This window comes from Halorhodospira abdelmalekii, from assembly GCF_016583625.1.
In the GTDB taxonomy this organism is placed as follows: domain Bacteria; phylum Pseudomonadota; class Gammaproteobacteria; order Nitrococcales; family Halorhodospiraceae; genus Halorhodospira; species Halorhodospira abdelmalekii.
The window spans coordinates 43,932-65,210 of the sequence record NZ_NRRN01000010.1; the positions used below are offsets into that span (position 1 = coordinate 43,932).

15 protein-coding genes and 1 pseudogene are annotated in these 21,279 nt (G+C 65.2%); 5 read left to right on the forward strand and 11 right to left on the reverse strand.

Annotated elements, in window-relative coordinates:
• The first annotated feature begins 44 nt into the window (after positions 1-44).
• Entirely contained in the window at positions 45-1,229 is a 1,185-nt protein-coding gene (locus CKO15_RS03740) for an efflux RND transporter periplasmic adaptor subunit (protein ID WP_242464537.1), read from the forward strand.
• On the forward strand, positions 1,226-4,360 hold the full coding sequence (locus CKO15_RS03745; protein WP_200192654.1) for an efflux RND transporter permease subunit: 3,135 nt from the start codon (positions 1,226-1,228) through the stop codon (positions 4,358-4,360). The genes CKO15_RS03740 and CKO15_RS03745 overlap by 4 nt, the downstream gene beginning before the upstream one ends.
• An 11-nt stretch (positions 4,361-4,371) precedes the next feature.
• Here CKO15_RS03745 and CKO15_RS03750 read toward each other — a convergent pair whose 3' ends face one another.
• Entirely contained in the window at positions 4,372-5,736 is a 1,365-nt protein-coding gene (locus CKO15_RS03750; protein WP_200192656.1) for a bifunctional phosphopantothenoylcysteine decarboxylase/phosphopantothenate synthase, read from the reverse strand.
• 212 nt (positions 5,737-5,948) lie between these two features.
• Between CKO15_RS03750 and radC the strand changes: the two genes are divergently transcribed.
• A complete protein-coding gene (gene radC / locus CKO15_RS03755) occupies positions 5,949-6,623 on the forward strand; it encodes a RadC family protein (RefSeq protein ID WP_200192658.1) in 675 nt (224 codons plus the stop codon).
• A gap of 40 nt (positions 6,624-6,663) precedes the next feature.
• On the opposite strand, the gene argB is transcribed toward radC, so the two are convergent.
• The 10 genes and pseudogenes from argB to CKO15_RS03800 all read right to left on the reverse strand — a co-directional run bounded on the left by argB (position 6,664) and on the right by CKO15_RS03800 (position 18,928).
• The gene (argB, locus tag CKO15_RS03760; RefSeq protein WP_338035986.1) at positions 6,664-7,587 is read right to left on the reverse strand and encodes an acetylglutamate kinase; all 924 of its coding nucleotides are present in this window, start codon (positions 7,585-7,587) and stop codon (positions 6,664-6,666) included.
• 111 nt (positions 7,588-7,698) lie between these two features.
• On the reverse strand, positions 7,699-9,090 hold the full coding sequence (locus tag CKO15_RS03765) for a phosphohexomutase domain-containing protein (protein ID WP_200192660.1): 1,392 nt from the start codon (positions 9,088-9,090) through the stop codon (positions 7,699-7,701).
• Positions 9,091-9,232: 142 nt separating this feature from the next.
• Entirely contained in the window at positions 9,233-9,706 is a 474-nt protein-coding gene (gene dut, locus CKO15_RS03770; RefSeq protein WP_200192662.1) for a dUTP diphosphatase, read from the reverse strand.
• The gene (pyrE, locus tag CKO15_RS03775) at positions 9,703-10,386 is read right to left on the reverse strand and encodes an orotate phosphoribosyltransferase (protein ID WP_200192664.1); all 684 of its coding nucleotides are present in this window, start codon (positions 10,384-10,386) and stop codon (positions 9,703-9,705) included. The genes dut and pyrE overlap by 4 nt, the downstream gene beginning before the upstream one ends.
• A 19-nt stretch (positions 10,387-10,405) precedes the next feature.
• A complete protein-coding gene (ppc, locus tag CKO15_RS03780) occupies positions 10,406-13,057 on the reverse strand; it encodes a phosphoenolpyruvate carboxylase (RefSeq protein WP_200192667.1) in 2,652 nt (883 codons plus the stop codon).
• A 157-nt stretch (positions 13,058-13,214) separates the two neighbouring features.
• Positions 13,215-13,748 carry a CBS domain-containing protein gene (locus CKO15_RS14025; RefSeq protein WP_338035987.1) on the reverse strand — a complete coding sequence of 178 codons (534 nt, stop codon included), beginning with the start codon at positions 13,746-13,748 and terminating at the stop codon, positions 13,215-13,217.
• Positions 13,746-14,987, reverse strand: a pseudogene (gene icd, locus CKO15_RS03785) (isocitrate dehydrogenase (NADP(+))); the annotation flags it as partial. The gene CKO15_RS14025 and the pseudogene icd, both read right to left, overlap by 3 nt.
• 253 nt (positions 14,988-15,240) lie before the next feature.
• Complete coding sequence (locus CKO15_RS03790) at positions 15,241-16,704, reverse strand: AmpG family muropeptide MFS transporter (protein WP_200192670.1); 1,464 nt, start codon at positions 16,702-16,704, stop codon at positions 15,241-15,243.
• A gap of 107 nt (positions 16,705-16,811) precedes the next feature.
• The gene (locus CKO15_RS03795) at positions 16,812-18,545 is read right to left on the reverse strand and encodes a potassium channel family protein (RefSeq protein WP_242464538.1); all 1,734 of its coding nucleotides are present in this window, start codon (positions 18,543-18,545) and stop codon (positions 16,812-16,814) included.
• Positions 18,545-18,928 carry a DUF6394 family protein gene (locus CKO15_RS03800; protein WP_200192672.1) on the reverse strand — a complete coding sequence of 128 codons (384 nt, stop codon included), beginning with the start codon at positions 18,926-18,928 and terminating at the stop codon, positions 18,545-18,547. The genes CKO15_RS03795 and CKO15_RS03800 overlap by 1 nt, the downstream gene beginning before the upstream one ends.
• A gap of 358 nt (positions 18,929-19,286) precedes the next feature.
• Between CKO15_RS03800 and CKO15_RS03805 the strand changes: the two genes are divergently transcribed.
• Positions 19,287-19,703: a hypothetical protein gene (locus tag CKO15_RS03805; protein WP_200192674.1), complete on the forward strand. Its 417-nt coding sequence runs from the start codon at positions 19,287-19,289 to the stop codon at positions 19,701-19,703.
• Positions 19,704-19,748: 45 nt separating this feature from the next.
• A complete protein-coding gene (gene ubiD / locus CKO15_RS03810; protein ID WP_200192676.1) occupies positions 19,749-21,239 on the forward strand; it encodes a 4-hydroxy-3-polyprenylbenzoate decarboxylase in 1,491 nt (496 codons plus the stop codon).
• Positions 21,240-21,279 lie beyond the last annotated feature (40 nt).

Sequence of the window (21,279 nt, forward strand, 5' to 3'; positions counted from 1 at the left end):
GTTTGCCTTGTAGCATGAGTTTCGCGCAGTCGTCGGGGGATCTCATGAGCGCTCTGCTCCAGCGGCTTGCGCAGCTCATGCCGCGCCTCAGGTGTGCCCCCGGTATTGCGGCGATCCGCCCTGCGCTCTTTAGCGGTGGCGCCCTCCTGACTCTGCTGCTACTCGGCGCGCTGCTCAGCGGCTGTGAGCAGGAGCAGGGTGAGCCCGCCCCGGCATCGCCGCGCCCCGTAAAGACGCTGATCTTGGACGACCCTACGGCCCTCGTCGAACGCCGCTTTACTGGCCGCACCGAGGCTGCACAGCGGGCGTGGGTCGCCTTCCGGGTCGGTGGTGAGATCGTCGAATTGACTGCCGATATCGGCGATCGGGTCGAGGCTGGAGCGCTGTTAGGACGCCTCGATCCGCGCGACTTCCGCCACGAAGTGGCTGAGCTCGACTCGACGCTGGAGGCGGCGACGGCCCGACGGGCACACGCCCGCGCCGAGTATCGGCGGGCGGCCGAGTTGTTCGCCGATGGGGCCATCTCGCACTCTGAATACGACCGTACGGCTCGCCAGCGCGAGGAGGCCGAGGCCGATGTCACGGCGCTGCGCGCCCGTCTTGCCCACGCCCGCGATCGACTCGCCGATACCGAACTGCGTGCCCCCTTCGCCGGGGCGATCGCCGCGCGCCGCTTCGAACCGGAAGAGGCGGTTCAGCCCCAAGAGCCGGTCTTCTTGCTCGAGAACTTAGAGCGTCTGGAGGTCGAGGTCGGCCTCCCCGAAGAGCTGATCGGTTACCGCGAGCAGATCGAGCAGATCGTGGTGCGCATCCCCGCCCTCGACGGTGCAAAGTTCCCGGGTGAGTTGCAGCGGGTCGCTACCGGTCTCCTGCCGGAGCGTCAAACCTATCCGGTGCGCATCGCGATCCAAGGGGGCGATGAGGGCGATGAGCGCCTGCTGCCGGGCATGACCGCCGAGGTCATCTTCGGTGCCGATCTGCACCAGGCAACGGATCGGTTTCGCCTGCCGCCGGCTGCACTCTTCGAATACGACGGTGCGCCGCACGTCTGGCTGCGCGATCCGGAAGAGGGGCGGGTCGCTCGCCAGCGGGTTGAGGTGATCGCCTTCGATCGCGATCGGGTCGTCGTCGGCGGCGGTCTTGAAGCGGGAGATGAGGTGGTCGTCGCCGGTGTCGCCCACCTGCGCCCCGATCAACCGACGCGCCGGTTGCCCGCGGAGGGGCCGTGAACCTCGGCGCTTGGAGTCTAGCGCGGGCGCGATTGATCGTCTTTGCCGTAGTCCTGCTGGCGCTGGCTGGCGTCTGGGCCTACGGCGAGCTGGGCAAGCTCGAAGATCCCGATTTCACCATCCACACCGCCTTAGTCCAGGTCGAGTACCCCGGTGCCCGCGCCGCGCGGATCGAAGAGGAAGTCACCGAGGTTCTTGAGCGCCACATCCAGCAGCTCACCGAGATCGATTCGATCGAATCGATCAGCCGCAACGGTGAGGCGGTGATCTACGTCCACGTGCAAGAGCGTTACACCGGGGAGCGGCTGCGGCAGATCTGGGATGAGCTGCATAAGAAGGTCCAGCGTGCTGCCGCCGAACTCCCCGATGGGGTGCGCGGCCCCTTGGTCGATGACGACTACGGCGATGTCTTCGGCCTGCTCTTTGCGGTGACTGGCGAGGGCTACAGTCAGCGGGAGATCGATGACTACGCCGATGAGTTGCGCCGTGAGCTGCTGCGGGTACCCGGGGTGGCGCGCAGCGAACTCTTCGGCCGACAAGGCGAGCGGATCTTTATCGAGATCAGCAGCGAGCGACTCGCCGCGCTCGGGCTGCATCCGGGCCAGATCGTCCAAACCCTGCAGCGACAGAACGTCATCGCCCCGGGGGGCGCGGTCGATCTCGGCGAGCAGCGTATCGGTCTCTTCGTCAGCGGGGTCTTCGATACGGTCGAAGATGTACGAGCCGTTGTGCTGCGCAATCCGCAGACCGATGAGCGCATCTATCTGCGTGATATCGCGAACGTCCACCGCGGCTATGCCGATCCGCCGCAGCGCCTGCTCCGGTTTAACGGTGAGCCGGGCATCGCCTTGGGCATCGTGCCCGATCCAGGGGCCAACGTCGCCGAGTTGGGGGAGCGGATTGAACGGCGCCTGAGTGAGCTGGCGAGCGCACGCCCGGTCGGCATCGAAGTGCAGATCATCAACGACCAGCCGGCGACGGTCGCTGCAGCGGTGCGTGAATTTAGCACCAATCTGGCGACTGCCGTAGCGATTGTCGTCGTCGTACTGCTGGTTGCCCTCGGCTGGCGGACTGGCTTGATCGTCGGCAGCAGTGTGCCGCTGACGATCATCAGCACCTTTTTGGTGATGTACTTTCTCGGTATCGACCTGCACCGGGTCTCGCTCGGGGCGTTGATCGTCGTCCTCGGCATGCTGGTCGATAACGCGATCGTCGTTGCCGAGTTGATGCTGACGCGCATCCAGCGTGGTATTGAGCGTGCCCGCGCCGCCCGTGAGGCCGTCGCCGAGACGGCCGGGCCGTTGCTGATCGGCACCCTGATCGCCGCTCTGGCCTTCTCGCCGATCAGCATGACACCGACGGCGGTCGGTGAGTTTACCCGCTCGCTCTTTTGGGTCGTCGCCATCGCCCTGGCGCTAAGTTGGCTGCTCGCCATCACTCTGACGACGGTTCTCGCCTATCGCTACCTGCCAGCACCAGCACCAACACCAACGGCGGGTGCGCAGGCCGGAGGCACGCAGGCAGGGGGGCGGAACCCGCACGATACGCCGCTGCATCGACTCTATCGACGCGGGCTCGAGGTGTTGCTGCGTCATCGCTGGAAGACGCTCGCAGCGACCGGGCTCATGCTGATCGCTGCGGTGGCCGCCTTTACCCTGGTGCCGCGGATCTTCTTCCCGCCGGCCGATCGAGCGCAGTTGCTCATCGACCACTGGCGCAGTGAGGGGACGCGCATCGAGAGTGTGGCCAGCGAGGTGGCCGAGATCGAGGCGTATCTGACGGCACACGATGAGGTGCGCCGGTTCACGAGCTTTATCGGTGAGGGGGCGCCGCGTTTCTACTTGCCGATGATCCCAGAGCTGCCCAATCCGGCCTACGCGCAGCTGCTCGTCGAGACCGTGCCCGGGAGTGACCTGGAGGCGGTGATGGCCGATATCGACGCCTGGCTCGATGGCCGCTTCCCCGATGCCGAGCCGCGCGTTCGGCCGATGGCGCTCGGTGATCCAGTCCGCTACCCGCTCGAGCTGCGCCTCTCTGGGGTGTCTGACCATGAAACGCTGCGGGACGTAGCCGAGCAGGTGCGCACTTGGGTCGATGCCGACCCGGATACTGTGCGGGCACGCCACAGCTGGCGACAGCGGGTGCTCACGCTCGATGTCGCAGTCGATCAGGAGCGTGCGCGGGCGGCCGGACTCTCGAGTGCGGAGATCGCTGAGACGCTGGAGATGGCCTACGCCGATGGCCCGATCGGGGTGTTGCGCGATGGCGATCGCCAACTGCCGATCCATTGGCGGTTGCCCGAGGAGGCGCGGGGTGACTTATCGCGCATCGAGACGTTGCAGATTTGGCCCCGCGATGGCGAGAGCTCGCCGGTGCCGCTGCGCCAGGTCGCCGAGCTCGAGCCGGTTTGGGCCGAGGCGGCGATTTGGCGGCGTGATCGGGTGCCGACGGTCACGATTCAGGCCGATATCGCGCCCGACGCGACCGCCGAGGGGGTGGTGGGGCGTCTCGATCGACAGTTGGCCGACCTGGAACTGCCGGCCGGGTTGGAGTGGGAGTGGGGCGGCGAGTACGAGGCCTCGTGGGAGGCGCGCGGCAGTGTGTTGGCGCAGGTGCCGCTGGTCTTAGCGGCTATCGCGTTGCTCCTGGTCGCGCAGCTTAATAGTGTGCGCAACGCCGCTATAGTGGCCCTCACGGTGCCGCTGGCGCTGATTGGGGTGGTGATTGGGTTGCTCGCCTTCCAGCAGCCCTTCGGTTTTATCGCGCTGCTCGGGGCGATGAGCCTGGCCGGGATGTTGATTCGCAATGCGTTGGTGCTCGTCGATCAGATCCGCTTGCTCCTCAGTGAGGGGGTGGCAGAGTGGCAGGCGGTGATCGAGGCCTGTGTCGGCCGGCTGCGGCCGGTGTTGCTGACTGCGTTGACGACCATTCTCGGGATGTTGCCGCTGGCGCTCTCGGGGCCTTTCTGGGCGCCGATGGCGATTGCGGTGATGAGTGGGCTGGCCTTCGGGACGGTGCTGATTCTCGGCGTGGTGCCGACCCTCTACGTCCTCTTCCATCGTATCGTTGAGCCCGCCGAGCCTGAACCGCCGGCGGGGCCGTCCTCGGGAGCCCCCGCGGGCGCGTCGTGAGGGGCAGCGGGTTAGCGCTCATTCGCCGCAGCGGTGCTCACCGCGAAGCGCTCGATGATCAGCTCGAGCAGGGCGCGGGCGAGCTCCGGCTTCGGCTGTTGCGGTAGGCTCACGGCGCCGTCGGCCCACAACACCTCAAGGCTGTTATCGGTGCGATCGAAGCCGATACCGGGGCCGACGCGGTTGGCGGCGATCATGTCGAGCTGCTTATCGACGAGCTTGCGCCGGGCGTGGGTGATGACCTCATCGGTCTCGGCAGCGAAGCCGACGACGAAGGGACGGGATTGACGAGCGGCGACGTCGCGTAAGATATCGGGGGTGCGCTCCAGTGCCAAAGACCACTCCGCCTGTGCCTTTTTGATCTTTTGGTGTGCCTCTTCAGCCGGGCGGTAGTCGCAGACCGCCGCCGTGCCGATAAAGAGCTCTGCCTCATCGAGGCGTGCCAGGACGGCCGTATGCATCTCCTCGGCGCGTTCGACGTCGTGGCGCTCCACCCCGGGCGGAGTCGGCAGGGCGCAGGGGCCGGCGATTAGGACGACGCGGGCACCGGCGGCATGGGCTGCCGCAGCGACCGCAAAGCCCATGCGCCCGGAGCTGCGATTGGTCAGATAGCGCACCGGGTCGAGCGGCTCACGGGTCGGGCCAGCAGTGATCAGCACACTCTTACCGGCGAGTGGGGCGTGCGGAAAAGGGGTGATCGGCGGCATGGGTGCCGCTGCGTAAGCCTCTGGTAGCATCGCTGCGTGAGCCTCCGGTAGCGCCGCTGCCGCTGCCGCTGCCGCTGGCGCTGGTGTTGCCGCTGCTGCCAACAGCCAGGCCACCAACTGCTCCGGCTCAACCAGCCGACCGGCGCCGATCTCGCCACACGCTTGCTCCCCCTGCGCCGGCCCCCAAATCGTCACCCCGCGGCGCTGCAATACGCCGATGTTCTCCTGCGTGGCCGCCGCCTCCCACATGGCGACATTCATGGCCGGAGCAATGGCCAGCGGGGCGCGTGTCGCCAGCGCGACGGCGCTCGGTAAGTCGTCGGCCCGACCGTGGGCAAGACGAGCGATAAAGTCGGCGCTCGCCGGCGCGACCACCACCCACTGGGCCCAGCGTGCCAACTCGATATGGCCCATTGCCGCCTCGGCTTCCGGGTCGAGCAGATCGGTATGGACCCGCTCGCCGGAGAGGGCCTGGAAGGTCAGCGGGGTGATAAAGCGCTGCGCCCCGGCCGTCATCGCCACTTGCACGCAACAGCCGTGACGGCGCAGCAGCCGCACCAGTTCGGCGGCCTTATAGGCGGCAATGCCGCCGGTAACGATCAGCAGTACCCGCAGCTCCGCGGCGGCTTCGCCCACGCCGGTCGCGCCCGTATCACTCGCACTCGTCATATCGATCCTCGTCTACTGCGTTTAAGCGTCCGCTCATCGCCCGCTCATTGCCCGGTTCTCACCCAGTATGTCCGCCACCGCCACCCATCCGCACCGCCGATCCGATTGCAGTGCCTTAGCCTTCCAGCTCGTTCAACTTGTAATTCTAACCCGGTGCGATTACTTTGAGCGGCTAAGGAGCGTGACCGACAGTAACCAAGGAGGGTGATCCGATGTCGATCCGTGATTGGCCCGCGGCCGAGCGTCCGCGGGAGCGTCTGTTGGAAGCCGGCCCGAGTGCCCTGACCGACGCCGAGCTGCTCGCTATCTTCCTGCGCACCGGCTGTCGCGGCCTCTCGGCCGTCGATTTGGCGCGTGAGCTCTTAACCGCCTACGGCGGCCTGCGGGGGCTGCTGGAAGCCGATCGGACGAGCTTTTCAGCCCACCGCGGGCTCGGTCCGGCGAAGTACGCTCAGCTGCAGGCCGTGCTTGAGATGGGGCGTCGTCACCTGTGGGCGACCCTCAGCCGCGGCCCGTCGCTTACCAGCCCGGCCGAGACGCGCCACTACCTGGCTGCTCAACTGCGCCACGAGCCGCACGAAGTCTTCGCCTGCCTCTTTCTCGACAATCGCCACCGCGTTATTCGCTTTGCCGAGCTCTTTCGCGGCACCATCGACGGCGCTACCGTCTACCCGCGTGAAGTCGTCCGCCAAGCCCTCGCCCACAACGCCGCAGCCTTGATTATCGCCCACAACCACCCCTCTGGGGTCGCTGAACCGAGCCGTGCCGACGAGACGCTAACCCATCGTCTACGCGACGCCCTCAGCTTAGTCGATATCCGGCTGCTCGATCACTTTATTGTCGGTGACGGGGAGCCGGTCTCGCTGGCCGAGCGTGGGTTGCTGTAATCGAGGGCGAGGGGCTGCGCAAGGGCAGTGGAGCGGGTCGTTACCGGCCGCTGCCGCTGCCCTTGATCAACGTGCCGACCCCACGATCGGTGAAGAGCTCAAGCAGCACCGCGTGCGGCACCCGGCCGTCGATGATGTGGGCGGCCCGCACGCCGCCGGCAACGGCCTCCAGGGCGCAGCGAATCTTTGGCAGCATGCCGCCAGCGATGGTGCCGGCGGCGATCAGGCCTTCGACGTCGCGCGGGGTCAATCCGGTGAGCAGGTTGCCGCCCTGATCGAGTACCCCGGGGGTGTTGGTCAGCAGCAGAAGCTTCTCAGCGCTGAGGACTTCGGCCATCTTGCCGGCGACCAGATCGGCGTTAATGTTGTACGAGGTGCCCTCATCGTCGACGCCGATGGGGGCGATGACCGGGATGAGCTCGCCCGACTCGAGAAGCTCGACGACCGCTGGATTGATACCGGCGACCTCGCCGACGTGGCCAATATCGATGATCTCGGGGACTTGGTTCTCTGGGCCGGGCTGCTCGATGGCCAGTTTACGGGCTCGAATCAGCCCGCCGTCTTTGCCGGTGAGGCCGACCGCCCGGCCGCCCTGGGCGTTGAGTAGATTGACGATCTCTTTGTTGACCAGGCCGCCTAGCACCATCTCGACGACATCCATGGTCTCGGCATCGGTCACCCGCATCCCTTGCACAAACTCGGTCTCTTTGCCGATGCGTGATAGCAGTTTGCCGATCTGAGGGCCGCCGCCGTGGACGACGACGACGCGAAAGCCAACCAGGCGCATCAAGACGATATCGCGGGCAAAGGCGACCTTCAGCGCCTCATCGACCATGGCGTTGCCGCCAAACTTCACCACGATGGTCCGCCCGCGAAAGCGCCGGATATAGGGCAGCGCCTCAATCAGGACGCGGGCGGTCAGCTCGGGCGAAGTGTTCGGGTCAGTAGCATGAATGGAGGGCACGATCGACAACCTGTTGTTGTGTTCTGTTGGGTATCTCGGAAAACTGCCAAAAAATCGCGCTCTTGGACAGCCAAGCGCTTGCTCGGCTGTTCAGACAATGCGCCGCCCTCCCTATGCAGGGATGGTCAAGCCGGGCCGTACGGCGCCGAACAGGGCCTCGAACTCGCTGCGGATGCGGGCTAAGGCCGCCTCGTCGTCGGCTTCAAAACGGACCACAAGCACTGGGGTGGTGTTCGAGGCGCGGACCAGCCCCCAGCCGTCGGGCCACTCGACGCGGATGCCGTCGATGGTATGCAGGGTGGCATCGGTAAAACGGCGTTGGCCCTCGCTGACTAGGGCGCTGATCAGCTCGGTCTGCTCGCCCTCTTGGACCTCAACCTTGAGCTCCGGCGTCGAGACGCCCTCGGGGAGCTCGGCGAAGATCTCCGCACTGCTGCGCCCATCGGCGGCGACGATCTCGATCAGTCGGGCAGCGGTGTAGAGGCCGTCGTCGAAGCCGTACCAGCGCTCGACAAAGAAGGTGTGGCCGCTCATCTCGCCGGCCAGCGGCGCACCACTGGCACGTAGGGTCGCCTTGATCAGCGAGTGGCCGGTGCGCGACATCTGCGGGATGCCGCCGGCGGCCTCAATCACCCGGGCTAAGTGGATGCTGCACTTGACGTCGAAGACGACCGCCTCGCCGGGGCGGCGGCTGAGGACATCTTGGGCGTAGAGCATCAATTGACGATCGGGCCAGATGATCTTGCCGGTTGAGTCGATGACACCGAGGCGATCGCCGTCGCCGTCGAAGGCCAGCCCGAGGTCGGCGCCGCTCGCCACCACGCGTTCGATCAAGGTCTCGAGATTGTGGGGCTCAGCGGGGTCGGGGTGGTGGTTAGGGAAGTCACCATCGACCTCACAAAAGAGCGCTTCGACCTCACAGCCGAGCTCTTGGAAGAGGCGGGGGGCGATGGCCCCGGCGACCCCATTGCCGGCATCGAGAACGATCTTGAGGCGCCGCTGCGGGCGGATATCGCTGCAAATACGTTCGATGTAGCGCTCGACGATGTCGGTACGCAGTTCGGTGCGGCCCTCGCCCTCGTGCAGCCGGCCGTCGCGAATCCGCTCATAGAGCGCGGTGACAGCCACACCCGAGAGGGTGTCGCCAGCGATCATCACCTTCATGCCGTTGTAGTCGGGCGGATTGTGGCTGCCGGTGATGGCCACGCCGGAGCCGGTCTGCAGCTCGTGGGTGGCGAAGTACATGACCGGGGTCGGCGCTTGGCCGATGTCGATGACGTCACAGCCGCTGGCGTTCATCCCGGAGGCGAGCGCTGTGGCCAAATCGGGGCTGGAGTGGCGGCCGTCGCGACCGATGACCAGCGTGGTCACGCCGCGATCACGCGCCTCACTCGCGACCGCCCGGCCGATCCAGTGGGCGATATCGGCGCTCAGGGTGGTGCCGACGACGCCACGGATATCGTAGGCACGGAAGATCGACGCAGGGACTTCATTTGCACTCACGAGAACCTCCGCTCTTAGGGGCCGCAACCGTTACCGGTTGATATCCATTGTTAGTCTGAACCGCCAGGCTTGATCGTCTGCCTGGGTGGTCAATCGGAATCGTCAGGGCCGATTATTAGGGCCGATCGCCGGCGTTGATCAGCTAGTGTTGACCGCTGTGTCCGAAACCGCCGCTGCCACGCTCTGTGGCCGTCGAAAAGGCCTCGACGTAGGTCAGTTCGACCTGTACCACGGGTTGTACGAGCAGCTGCGCGATCCGTTCACCCGGGCTTACGACGTAGGGCGCTTCACCGTCGTTAGCGAGGATAACACCGATCTCGCCGTGGTAGTCGGAGTCGATCACGCCGATCCCCTGTGCCACCCGCAGGCCGTGCTTGAGCGAGAGCCCGGAGCGCGAGGCGACGATGGCGACCCAGTTCGGATCACCGATGTCGATCGCCAACCCAGTCGGGAAGAGCGCGCGCTGACCCGGCTCGAGGGTGTGTGGCGCCTCTATGCAGGCGCGCAGATCGAGCGCCGCTGAGCCGTCTGTGGCGTAGCTCGGGAGCGGAATTTGATCTCCGAGTAGCGGGTTGACGATGCGCGTCTCAATGGTGCGTTTGCGATGTGTGCTCATTGGGTGTCCAAAACCGCATGAGTAGGCGGTGCCGAGTCGGCCCCGTATTGCCGTCGATAGGTGCGGATGGCCGCTAGGGTCTCTTTGTCCTCGGGGCGTTCGGCTAGGTAGGCGGCGATATGGTCGAGGGAGATGATGGCAATCACGGGCGCTCCGGTCGCCTCTTCGACCTCGGCGACCGCCGAGACGTCGCCGCTGCCGCGCTCCATGCGATCGAGGGCAATTGCGATCGCGGCAACATGGCCACCGGCGGCGCAGATTCGATTGGCCGCCGCCCGGATCGAGCCGCCGGATGAGATGACATCGTCGATGATGACCGTGCGCCGGCCGGCGAGGGGGGCTCCGACGATCTCGCCGCCCTCGCCGTGATCCTTCGCCTCCTTACGGTCGAAGGCGTAGGCAAGGTCGCGGTTGCTGATCTCGGCGGTTGCCATACTCAGCGCCGTAGCCAGCGGAATCCCTTTGTAGGCGGGGCCAAAGACGAGATCGAAGTCGATGTGCGCGCGGGCAAGGGCCTCGGCGTAGCAGCGACCGAGGCGACTCAGGGCCACGCCGCTGTTAAAGAGACCACTGTTGAAGAAGTAGGGGCTGATGCGCCCCGACTTCAGTGTGAATTGACCGAAGCTTAGGACGCCGCGTTCGCGGGCGAAGTGGATAAAGTCTTCTTGATAGTCGTGCATAGGGCTCTGGTTCAGGGGGTTAACCGGTATTGCGCATGCCGGCGGCGATGCCATTAATTACGATTTGTAGGGCGCGCCGTAGTGCCTCGTCATCACTGCTGCGGGCCCGGCGCAGCAGCTCGACTTGCAGCAGGTTGAGCGGGTCGACGTAGGGGTTGCGCACCTCGACAGCGCGGCGAACCACCGGGAAGTCGGCTAGCGGCGCCTCGTGTCCGGTGACGGTCAGCACCGCGGCCCGTGTCCGCTGGAAGCGTGCACGCAACTCGGCCCCGATCTCGCGGTACTGCTCGGGTACCAGGGTCTGCTCATAGAGAAGCGTTACGCTGGGCTCGCCCTTCGCCAGCACCATCTCGACCATGTCGAGCAGGGCCTCAAAGAAGGGCCAATTTTGGAACATCTCCTGCAGCTCGCTGGCCAACCCCTCGGCGATTGCCTCCTCAAGGGCTTCGCCGACCCCGAGCCACGCCGGTAGCATCAGGCGGGTCTGAGTCCAGGCGAAGACCCAGGGAATGGCGCGCAGGCTATCGACGGTCATCGCATCGGGCGTGCGCTTCGCCGGCCGGCTACCGATCGTCAGCTGGGCGATCTCCTCGATCGGGGTGGCCGTGCGGAAGTACTCGATAAACTCGGGGCGCTCTTTGACCGTGTCACGGTAAGCGGCCATGGCGCAGGCATCGAGCCGGTCCATGATCTCGCGCCAGCGTGGCGGCGGCGGCTCCGGCGGCTGCAGGCTGGCCTCCAGTACGGCGGTGGTGTAGAGCTCAAGGTTGCGCAGCGCGATGCCCGGAAGACCGAATTTCGCCTGGATGACCTCGCCTTGCTCGGTGACGCGCAGGGTGCCGTCGACCGAGCCGGGGGGTTGGGCCAGGATGGCCGAGTGGGTCGGGCCGCCACCACGGCCGATGCTACCGCCGCGTCCGTGGAAGAGGGTCAGATCGACGCGCTGTTGGCGCGCCAACGCAACCAAACGCTCCTGCGCCTGAAAGAGCGTCCAGACCGAAGTCAGGTGGCCGGCGTCCTTCGTCGAGTCGGAGTAGCCGATCATGATCTCTTGGCGCCCGGCGATCCGCTCACGGTACCAGCTGCTCTCAAAGAGGACGGCCATCGTCTGATCGGCCGCTGCGAGGGTGTCCCGGGTCTCAAAGAGCGGTACGACCCTGGGGGGGTGCGTCAGCCCGCACGCCCTGAGCAGCAGCTCGACGGCGAGGATGTCCGAGGGGACGGAGGCGTGCGAGATGATATAGGCGCCGACCGACTCCGGACCGATCTCCTCTAGGGTGTAGAGGGTATTAAGAACCTCGCGGACCTCGCTCTCGGGCTCAAAACCGTGCGGGATCAGCGGACGTGGACTGGCCAGCTCAGCAAAGAGCCACTGCTGCCGGGTCGCTTCGTCCCACTCGGCATAGCCGCCGAGGCCGAGTGCACGGGTGATGGCATCGAGGGTTTCGGTGTGCCGGTCGGCGTGCTGACGGATATCGATCGGCAGCAGCGTCAAGCCGAAGCAGCTGACCCGACGGATGGTGTCGAGCAGCTCGCCCTCGGCGACGATCCCCGCCCCGACGCGCTGCAGCGAGTAGTAGCAGCAGAGCAACGGCTGTCTCAGCTCCTCGATATCGGTCAGGATCTCCCCTTCGGGGACGCGTCCGCCCTGGAGTTTGGCCTCGGCCCAGCGCTGGGTTTGGCGCAGTCGCGCGCGCAGCCGCTTGAGCACCACCCGGTAGGGCTCCCACGCCTCACCGCCGACCTCGGCGCGCAGATCGTCGTCGCAGATCTGTACCGTCAACGCCGAGATCAGTTGCTGGATATCGCGTTCGTAGAGGTGCGCGGCCATCCACCGGGCTAGCAGCGCCACATCCCTTGTGACCCGGTGGGTGACGTTGGGGTTGCCGTCACGATCCCCGCCCATCCAGGTCGCGAAGGTGACCGGCGCACAATCGAGTGGCAGCGGGCGGTGGGTGTGTTCCCGCAGCGCTTGATCGAGATTGCGCAGATAGCGCGGTACCGCGTTCCAGAGCGTCTGCTCGACGACCGCCAGCCCCCAGCGCGCCTCGTCCTGCGGGGTCGGGCGGCGGCGGCGAATCTCGTCGGTATGCCAGGCTGCGGTGATCTCGCGTTTGAGGGTGCGGCGGGTCTCGTTGACCTCGGTCGGAGTCTGTCCGTAGCGGTCGCGATCATCGAGCAGCGCCGCGATGCGGTTGTATTTTTGCAGCATGGTGCGCCGCTGCACCTCGGTCGGGTGAGCGGTAAGCACCAGATTGATATCGAGGTTGCAGACGGTGGCGTGCAGCTGCTCGGGTTCGAGCTGGGTCGCTAGGCGCGGGATCGCCTCAGCTAAGGAGCCAAAAAGCGCGGCGGCCTCGGGATCCCGCGCCCACTCGCGGCTGCGGCGGACGCGGTGGTGCTGCTCGGCAATGTTGGCCAGATTGAGAAACTGCGAGAAGGCGCGGGCTACCGGGGCAACCTGCTCCGGAGGCAGCTCGGCGAGCGAACGTTCGAGCTCTTCGGCAGCATCCTCGCTGCCCGCTCGTGCCGCTTTAGCCAACCCGCGCACCCGTTCGACCGTATCGAACAGCGCCTGCCCACCCTGTTCTCGCAAGGTCGCCCCGAGCAGATCGCCTAACTCGCGGATATCGTCACGCAGGGCGCTGTCGCTGCCACTGAGCTCTTCCATCGTTATGACTGCCCCGCTCGATCCGGGTGTCGCCCGGTTGTCCTAGTCGATCATCCTGTCGCTGCCGGTGCGTTTCTGCCACCTCAGCACCATCCGCCCTAGCTTCTTCAGTCGCTATCCCGACCTCAGCTCGCTAGTGCCGCTGCTATGCCTTTGCTCACTCCGGCAGCCCAAACTGCTCGACGCTGGCGAAGATATCGGTATCGGAGATGATCCCGATCGGCCGTCCTTGCGTATCAACGACCACCATGCGGCGGATGTTGTCCGAGCCCATGCGCTCGGCGCAGTCGAGCAACGAGGTGTCTTCGGCGACGGTGATCAAGGGGCGTGTCGCCGCCTCGGCGATGCGAACTTGGCTTGGCTGCTTGGTCGCCGAGACGACCCGGCTGATCACATCGCGCTGGGTCATGATCCCCCAGCCCTGCTCCTCGTCGTCCGCCGTCGGTTGCACCACCACCGAGGAGATGCGCCGTTCACGCATCAGGTGCATGGCATCCTCAACACTGGTATCGCCAGAGAGCGTAACCAGATTCGGGTTCATCAAGTCGGCGACCGTGTGCGGAACCCTGCCCGAGGCGATCATCTCCTCCAGCGGGGCGACGACGCGCCGCTGCTCGCGGGCTTGGCGCTCGGCCTCAATGGCCTCATCGCGCTCCCGGCGGATGCGCTCCAGGTCGATGGTGCCGCACATCTGATCGATGATGGCGTCGGCGAACTGACTGGTCTTGACTTCGGTTGCCCCCTCCAGGGAACGGGCGAAGTCGTAGGTCACAATGCCGGCGGCGACGACCTTCTCGTAAGCGGCAGCGATCAAGTCGGCCGCCTCACTCCAGCCGATGTGCTCGAGCAGCATCACACCAGAGAAGAGCAGGGAGCCGGGGTTGACCTTATCCTGATTGGCGTACTTCGGCGCCGTGCCGTGGGTGGCCTCGAAGACGGCGACGTTATCCGACATATTGGCGCCCGGGGCGATGCCGACCCCGCCGACCTCGGCAGCGATGGCATCCGAGAGATAATCGCCGTTGAGGTTCATGGTGGCGATGACATCGAACTCGGTCGGCCGCAGCAGCATCAGCTGGAACATGATGTCAGCGATGCGATCCTTGATCACCACCTTGCCCTCGGGGCGTTTGCCGCCGTAGGTGGCGTAGAGCTCCTCCTCGGTGATCGTCTGATCAGCGAACTCCTCGCGGGCGATCTCGTAGCCCCAAGTGCGGAAGGCGCCCTCGGTGAACTTCATGATGTTGCCCTTGTGCACCAGGGTGACGCTCTCGCGATCGTGCTCGATGGCGTACTCGATCGCCTTGCGCACTAAGCGCTTGGTGCCGAAGGGGCTGATCGGCTTGACGCCGATGCCGGCCTCATCGAAGAAGCTCTCCCCCATCTCCTCGCGCAGGAAGCGGGCGATCTTTTGGTTCTCGGCGCTGCCCGACTGGTACTCAATGCCGGCGTAGACATCCTCGGTATTCTCGCGAAAGATGACGACGTCGACCTCTTCGGGACGCTTGAGCGGCGAGGGGACGCCGGCGTAGTGGCGCACCGGGCGGACGCAGGCGTAGAGATCGAGCTCTTGGCGCAGCGAGACGTTCAGCGAGCGGAAACCGCCGCCGACCGGCGTAGTTAACGGCCCCTTGATCGAGATCAGTAGATCCTTCAGGGCGGCCTTGGTCTCATCCGGGAAGTAGTTGCCATCGAACAGCCCGGCGGCCTTCTCTCCCATAAAGAGTTCGGCCCAGTGGATCTTGCGCCGGCCACCGTAGGCGCGTTCTACCGCTTGGTCCCAGATGCGCATGCAGGCGCGGTTGATATCGGGCCCGATGCCGTCGCCCTCGACGAAGCCGATGATCGGATGATCCGGCACTTGCAGTCGGCCGTCACTGCCAACGGTGATCTTTTCTCCACCTTCAGGGTAGTGAATGTGCTGGGGCATGGCTCCTCCCGCTGGTTTGAGTCGGTGGCGCATGGCCCGGTGAGGCTTTTGGCCAAGGGTCCCGGCGCCCGCTAAAGGCGTACATTCTCGACTAGCGCCGCGACGGGATCAAGAATGTTTCTTTGAGACTGCCATAAGCGTGATCGACCTAGGCGAAAAGTCTCGCCTTATGGACCCCCGTCCATTGGCCGGGGCGGCTGCCGACAGCGGCTGATGATTGCACGGCGCTCCGGCGGTCGACTCGGCGATTGACTCAGCCATCGACTCGTCTATCGACCGGACGATCGGGGTGGGCGTAGCGCAGCAACAGCAAGGCGAGCACGATCGCCGGCAGACCGGCCGAGGCGCTGACGATGAAAAACCAGACCCAGCCGACGTGTTCGGCGAGCATCCCGGTAAAGCCGCCGAAAAACTGCCCAGGCAGGGTCATAAGCGAGCTGAACAGGGCGTACTGCGTTGCCGTGTAGGCGGTGTTGGTTAGGCTGGAGAGGTAGGCGATAAAGACCGCGATCGCCATGCCACCGCTAAGATTATCGGCGACGATGGCGGCGATTAGGCCGTAGGTCTCGGGGCCGAGCAGGGCGAGCCAAGAGAAGGTCAGATTGGTGACCGGGGCGAGGACGGCGGTGGCAACGAGCAGTGGGGCGATGCCAAAGCGGCTCACCAGCACCCCGCCGAGTGCAGCCCCGAGCAGCGTCATGGCCAAGCCGAAGGCAGCGGCGATGTTGGCGATCTCCTCCTTGGTGAAACCGAGATCGAGATAGAAGGGGTTGGCCATCACGCCCATGACGATATCGCTGACTCGGAAGGTGGCGATGAAGAGCAGGATCAGGGCGGCGACCGGCAGGCCGAAGCGCTTAAAGAAATCGGCGAAGGGGCAGACGACGGCACCGATCAGCCACGCCGTGAGGCGCTGGCGCACGCCGCGGCTTGTGGTGCGCGCCAAATAGTCGACGACACGCTGCTCCAGGCGGTGGGTATCGCGGCTGACCTCGACCTCGGGTTCGCGCACGATCAAGGTCGTCGCCAGGCCAACTCCCATCAATACCGCCATGACCGCATAAGCGAGCGTCCAGTCGCCCCAGGCAGCCAGATGCAGGGCGCCAGCCCCGGCCGCAAGCAATGCCACGCGATAGCCGAAGACGTAAGTGGCAGCCATCGCCGCTTGGCGGTGCCGCGCTACGGCCTCGACGCGATAGGCGTCGATCGCCACATCTTGAGTGGCCGAGCCGAAGGCGGCCAGCACCGCCCAGACGGCGACCAGCCAGAGGTGTTCGGTCGGATCGGTCAGCGCGATGCCGGCCAGTGACAGGGCGACGGTGCCCTGTGCCAACAGCATCCACGAACGGCGACGCCCGAGCAGGGGGCCGAGCAGCGGCAGGGTCAAGCGATCGACGAAGGGGGCCCAGACGACCTTGATGCTGTGGGCGATGCCGACCCAGCTGAGAAAGCCGATCGCCGTTAAGCCGATGCCGAGATCGCGCAGCCATGCGGTAAAGGTGCCGCCGACCAGCAGCAGCGGCAGCCCCGCCGAAAAACCGAGAAAAAGCATCCCGATGACACGCGGGTGGAGATAGACGCGCAGGCCGGCGTAGGGGTCAGGCTTTGCGTCCGTCGGCGCGCCGCCCGTCGGAGTCGATGCTACACGGCGGTCGCTCGCGCTACTCTGCGGCGATGAGTTGGGGGCGGAATCGCGATCTTTGAGCTCTTTGGGCATTGGATCTGGGGGTGCGGGTTGCCTGTGCGTCGGTTGAAGGTTCCGGGGTGATGGCTGTGGCTGTGACCAGCCTGTAACTGTGACTTTGGCAGCGGCTGCGTTTGAGTTTAATTCGGCTTGGCCTGACGGCGCTGTTCCAGCCAGCGCCATATAGTGCCATCGGGACGCTCCTCACCGGTGACCAGGAAGCGTAACGTATTGTGGTGGTAGAGGGTCCACTCGAGTTGATGGCGCGCCTCTGGGGTGCCGCACAGCAGCAGGCGGTCGCCTTTATCAAGGGCGACCTGTAGATCGGGCAGCGGTACGACGGCCTCGGGGCGGACGAGCATCAACACGACGGCGTTGATCGGTTGGCCGGGGTGGTGGGGGTGGTCGAGCACGTGGGCGAGTGTCACCGTGCGTCCCTCCTGATGGAGTTCTTGCAGCGCCGGGGTGCCCTCGGTGCTGGTTTCGAGCGTCCAAATCTCCGGTACTAAGCCGCCGCTGACTTCGCGGATACGGCGTGCTAGCTGTGCCTGCCAACTGCGGTCGAAGCCGCGCGCCATGCGTAGGAATTCGGGGAGCAGCGGGGCGGTAATCAAGCTGAGCATGCGCGTGGCGATGATATAGCTCGGCTCGACCGGCAACTCCATCTGGGCGGCTTTAAACAACGAGCGGTGGGCCATTTGATTTTCACGCGCGGCCAGATAGATCTGCGGGGCGATGTCGCGCGCCGTCATCACGATCGACAAGTTATCGGCATCATCGTCGGTGCCGGCCAAGAGAGCCGCGGCGTACTCGATGCCGGCTTCGCGCAGGGTCGCTGCCTCGGTGCCTTTGCCTTCAATCGCCTCAGGCGGTGCGGCGGCGCGCTGCGGGGCCTGCTCAATGATCGTGTAAGGGACCTCAATCTTATCGAGCCGGCGGCAGACCGCCTTGCCAAAGCGCCCATAACCGCAGATCAGCCAGCGCCCGGAAGGGGGGGGCGCTGGGTCGAACAGCGGGGTGTTCGGCATGCCCGAGAGCCATTCGTAGATGCGGTGCATCTCGGGCTTGCGGATGGCTAGGGCGAGGCGATCGGCGAACGACTCGAAGGGGTTGACGACGTAGTCGGTGCCGAAGGAGATCATGTTATCGGCGCTCGATTGGTGCTCGGCGCGACAGATCACCCGCAATTGCGGCCGCAGCAGTTTGACCGTAATGGCAATCTGCAGATTAGTGTGGTCGTCGTTGGTGACTGCTAACACCCCTTCGCAGAGTGGGTGGTCGAGGCCAGCGGCGCGCAGGTTCTCGGTGCGGTTGGCGTCGGCTTGCCAACCGGGGACGAAGCGGCGCAAATCGCGCGTCCAGAGCTCGGCAATGGGTTGCTCCTGGATGTCGAGTACGGTCGCCTCCCAGCCGCGCTCGGTCAGCGAGCGCACCAACATGCTGCCGGTGTCGCCGCAGCCGCAGACGATCCAAAACGGGTCGGCGAGGCGGCGTACACGGCGACGAAAGCGCCCGGCCTCGACCGTGCGCCGGAAGACCGGGTCCTGGATCAGGCCGATCAAAGTGACGATGGAGTAGGCCCAGGCCAGTACCGGCAGGTAGATCGCCGGCATGTAGCCGAAACGCTGGGCGTAGTTGAACTCGTAGGGGTACTCGCCAAAGCCAATGGTTGGGGCTGTATAGGTCAAAAAGTAGAGCGCATCGATGAAGTTCATGCGCCAGCGCTCGCCATCGGCGTGCTCGCCCGGGATGGCGATAAGGATGACGATGCCCACCGCATAGCTGCCAATCAGCAGTAGGATCGGCATGCGCATGCGGCGCAGTACCATGTAGAAGGCGGCGTTGCCGACGTTGGGTTGCGACTCGCTCATCATCAGCGGTGGATCTTGACCGTCTCAATGATCAGTAGGGTAACGGAGACGACATTAGCGACCAGGGCGCCGCCGGCGAGCGAGACGATGCTGGCCATGGTCATCTCGGTCAGCCCGGTGCCGGTGCCGTAGACGGCAACCCCCCAGACCACGGCGGCGGCGATCAGCTGTAGGTCGGCGACCAGGCTGGCGGCAAGAAGAATCGCCCCGATTTGTGTGCGTTCGCCAAATTTTAGCGCTGTTGCGATCAAATTAACGACAATTGCCGCGAAAAGTTCCCACGAAGCATGGTGTGCGGGGTTGTCGATATGGCCGTAGACGAAGCCGAAGTTGAGTGTCAGGGCGAGCAGGATAAAGAAGCCGAAGACAACCTTCTCAAGATTCATAGAGCCTCCGCCAAAAAACCCCTGGCCGTGGCCGGGAGAGGAATGGCGCTTGCGCAAAACGTACCATCCGGGGCCACCATGCTGAGACAGTAGCCGCGCATGCGGTGTGGGGCGCCGCGTGACTTGGCCTCGGTCTAGCGGCGCGTACAGGGGCTCCCGTGGCTGGGGGTGAAAGCGCACGAGAGCTCTGCCATAATGTGACGACTCGCGGCGATGAAGGCAACCGCCATTTGAAATGTCGGCGTTGTGCGCCTGTCGGCCCCGTCTGTTGCCTACGGCCCGGAAGGGTTGAGGGAGGGGGCGCGGCGGGGTCGCTTTTCCTGGTGCAGGCGCTGTAACGGCGGTGTGGGGGCGCGCTATGAGCCGAATGATTCGGGCTACAACGATTTGCAGGCTGCTCGGCCTTGCGCTGGTCGCTGGGTTGCTGGCTGCCTGCATGCCGCCTGCACCGCCGGATCAGCCGCGGCGGCTCGTTGACCCGGGTGAATTCTATTGGGCGCAGCTCGAGTGCGTTGCCGGGGCGCAGTTGGCGGTCACGGCACCGGGTGGGGCTAATAACCTGAATGCCCTAAACGGATTTGATGAGATGGGGCAGTGGGGCGGAGCGGTGGCGATGCAGCAAGATTTTCGTACCACGACATCGGCCTACCGCGAGCGGCAGCAGCTTGAGGCCATGCAGCAGCAGTACGTCGAGGATTGTATCCGCACCCGCGGGTACGGCTGGTACATGGACCGTATGCGCAACCTTCATGATTGGCTGCAGTATATCCAGTGATGAGGGGGTGGTGAGCGACGTGCCGAGCGACGCGGGGGAGAGCGTGTGACGGTTTATCAGCCCGCTTTCCGCTACGGCGATTTGCGCGAGTTGGTCGCCGATTTCGAGTGTCGCGGCGAGCTGCGGCGTATCGCCTACCCTGTCGATCCCCACCTGGAGATGACCGAGGTCTGTGACCGGACGCTGCGCGCTGGCGGGCCGGCGCTGCTCTTTGAGTCCCCTAAGGGGTACTCGACACCGGTATTGGCCAATCTTTTCGGCACGCAGCGGCGGGTGGCGCTCGGGATGGGGGCCGAAGACGTCAGCGCCCTGCGTCAGATCGGTGAATTGCTTGCCTTTTTGCGTCAGCCTGAGCCGCCGCGCGGCATGCGCGATGCCTGGAACCAGCTGCCGGCCTTCCGCAAAGTGCTCGATATGGCGCCGCGCCGCGTCCGCCGGGCGCCGTGTCAGGCGTGCGTCCTCGAAGGGGCAGCGGTCGATCTGACGCAGTGGCCGATCCAGACGTGCTGGCCGGAGGATGTCGCGCCGCTGATTACCTGGGCGCTGGTGATCACCCGCGGCCCGGAGAAGGAGCGGCAGAATCTCGGCATCTATCGTCAGCAGGTGCTCGGTCCCAACCGGGTCATCATGCGGTGGCTGGCACACCGCGGCGGCGCGCTCGACTACGCCGACTGGCAGCGACACCACCCGGGCGAGCCCTTTCCGGTGGCGGTGGCGCTCGGGGCCGATCCGGCTACGTTGTTGGCAGCGGTGACGCCGATTCCCGATACGCTCTCTGAGTACGCCTTTGCCGGTCTGTTGCGCGGGACTAAGAGCGCGGTCGTCGATGGCCTCGGGGTGCCGCTGCAGGTGCCGGCGAGTGCCGAGATCGTCCTCGAGGGTCACATCCACCCGGGGGATGTCGCTGCCGAGGGGCCCTTTGCTGATCACACTGGCTACTATAACGAGGTCGAGCACTTCCCGGTGTTGACCATCGATCGCATCACCCACCGCCGTGACCCGATCTACCACTCGACCTACACCGGACGACCGCCCGATGAGCCGGCGGTACTCGGCGCCGCACTCAACGAAGTCTTCGTGCCGATCTTGTGTAAGCAGTTTCCGGAGATCGTCGATTTCTACCTGCCGCCCGAGGGGTGTTCCTATCGGCTGGCGGTGGTGACTATTCGCAAGCAGTATCCTGGCCACGCTAAGCGGGTTATGCTCGGCGTCTGGTCGTTCCTACGCCAGTTTATGTACACCAAGTTGATTATCGTGACCGACGACGATGTCGATGCGCGCGATTGGCAATCGGTCATTTGGGCGGTAACCACTCGCTGTGACCCTTACCGAGATGCCACCTTTATCGAGCAGAGCCCGATCGACTACCTCGATTTCGCCTCGCCGGTCTCTGGGCTTGGCTCCAAACTCGGTCTTGACGCAACGAATAAGTGGCCGGGAGAGACGACACGGACGTGGGGTGTAGTGGCAACCATGGATGAGCGGACCAAGCGGCGGGTCGATGCCTACTGGGATCAGTTGGGGTTGGACGCTTGAGTGGGCGGGGGTTGACCGGTTAGGGCGGCACTTTTACGGG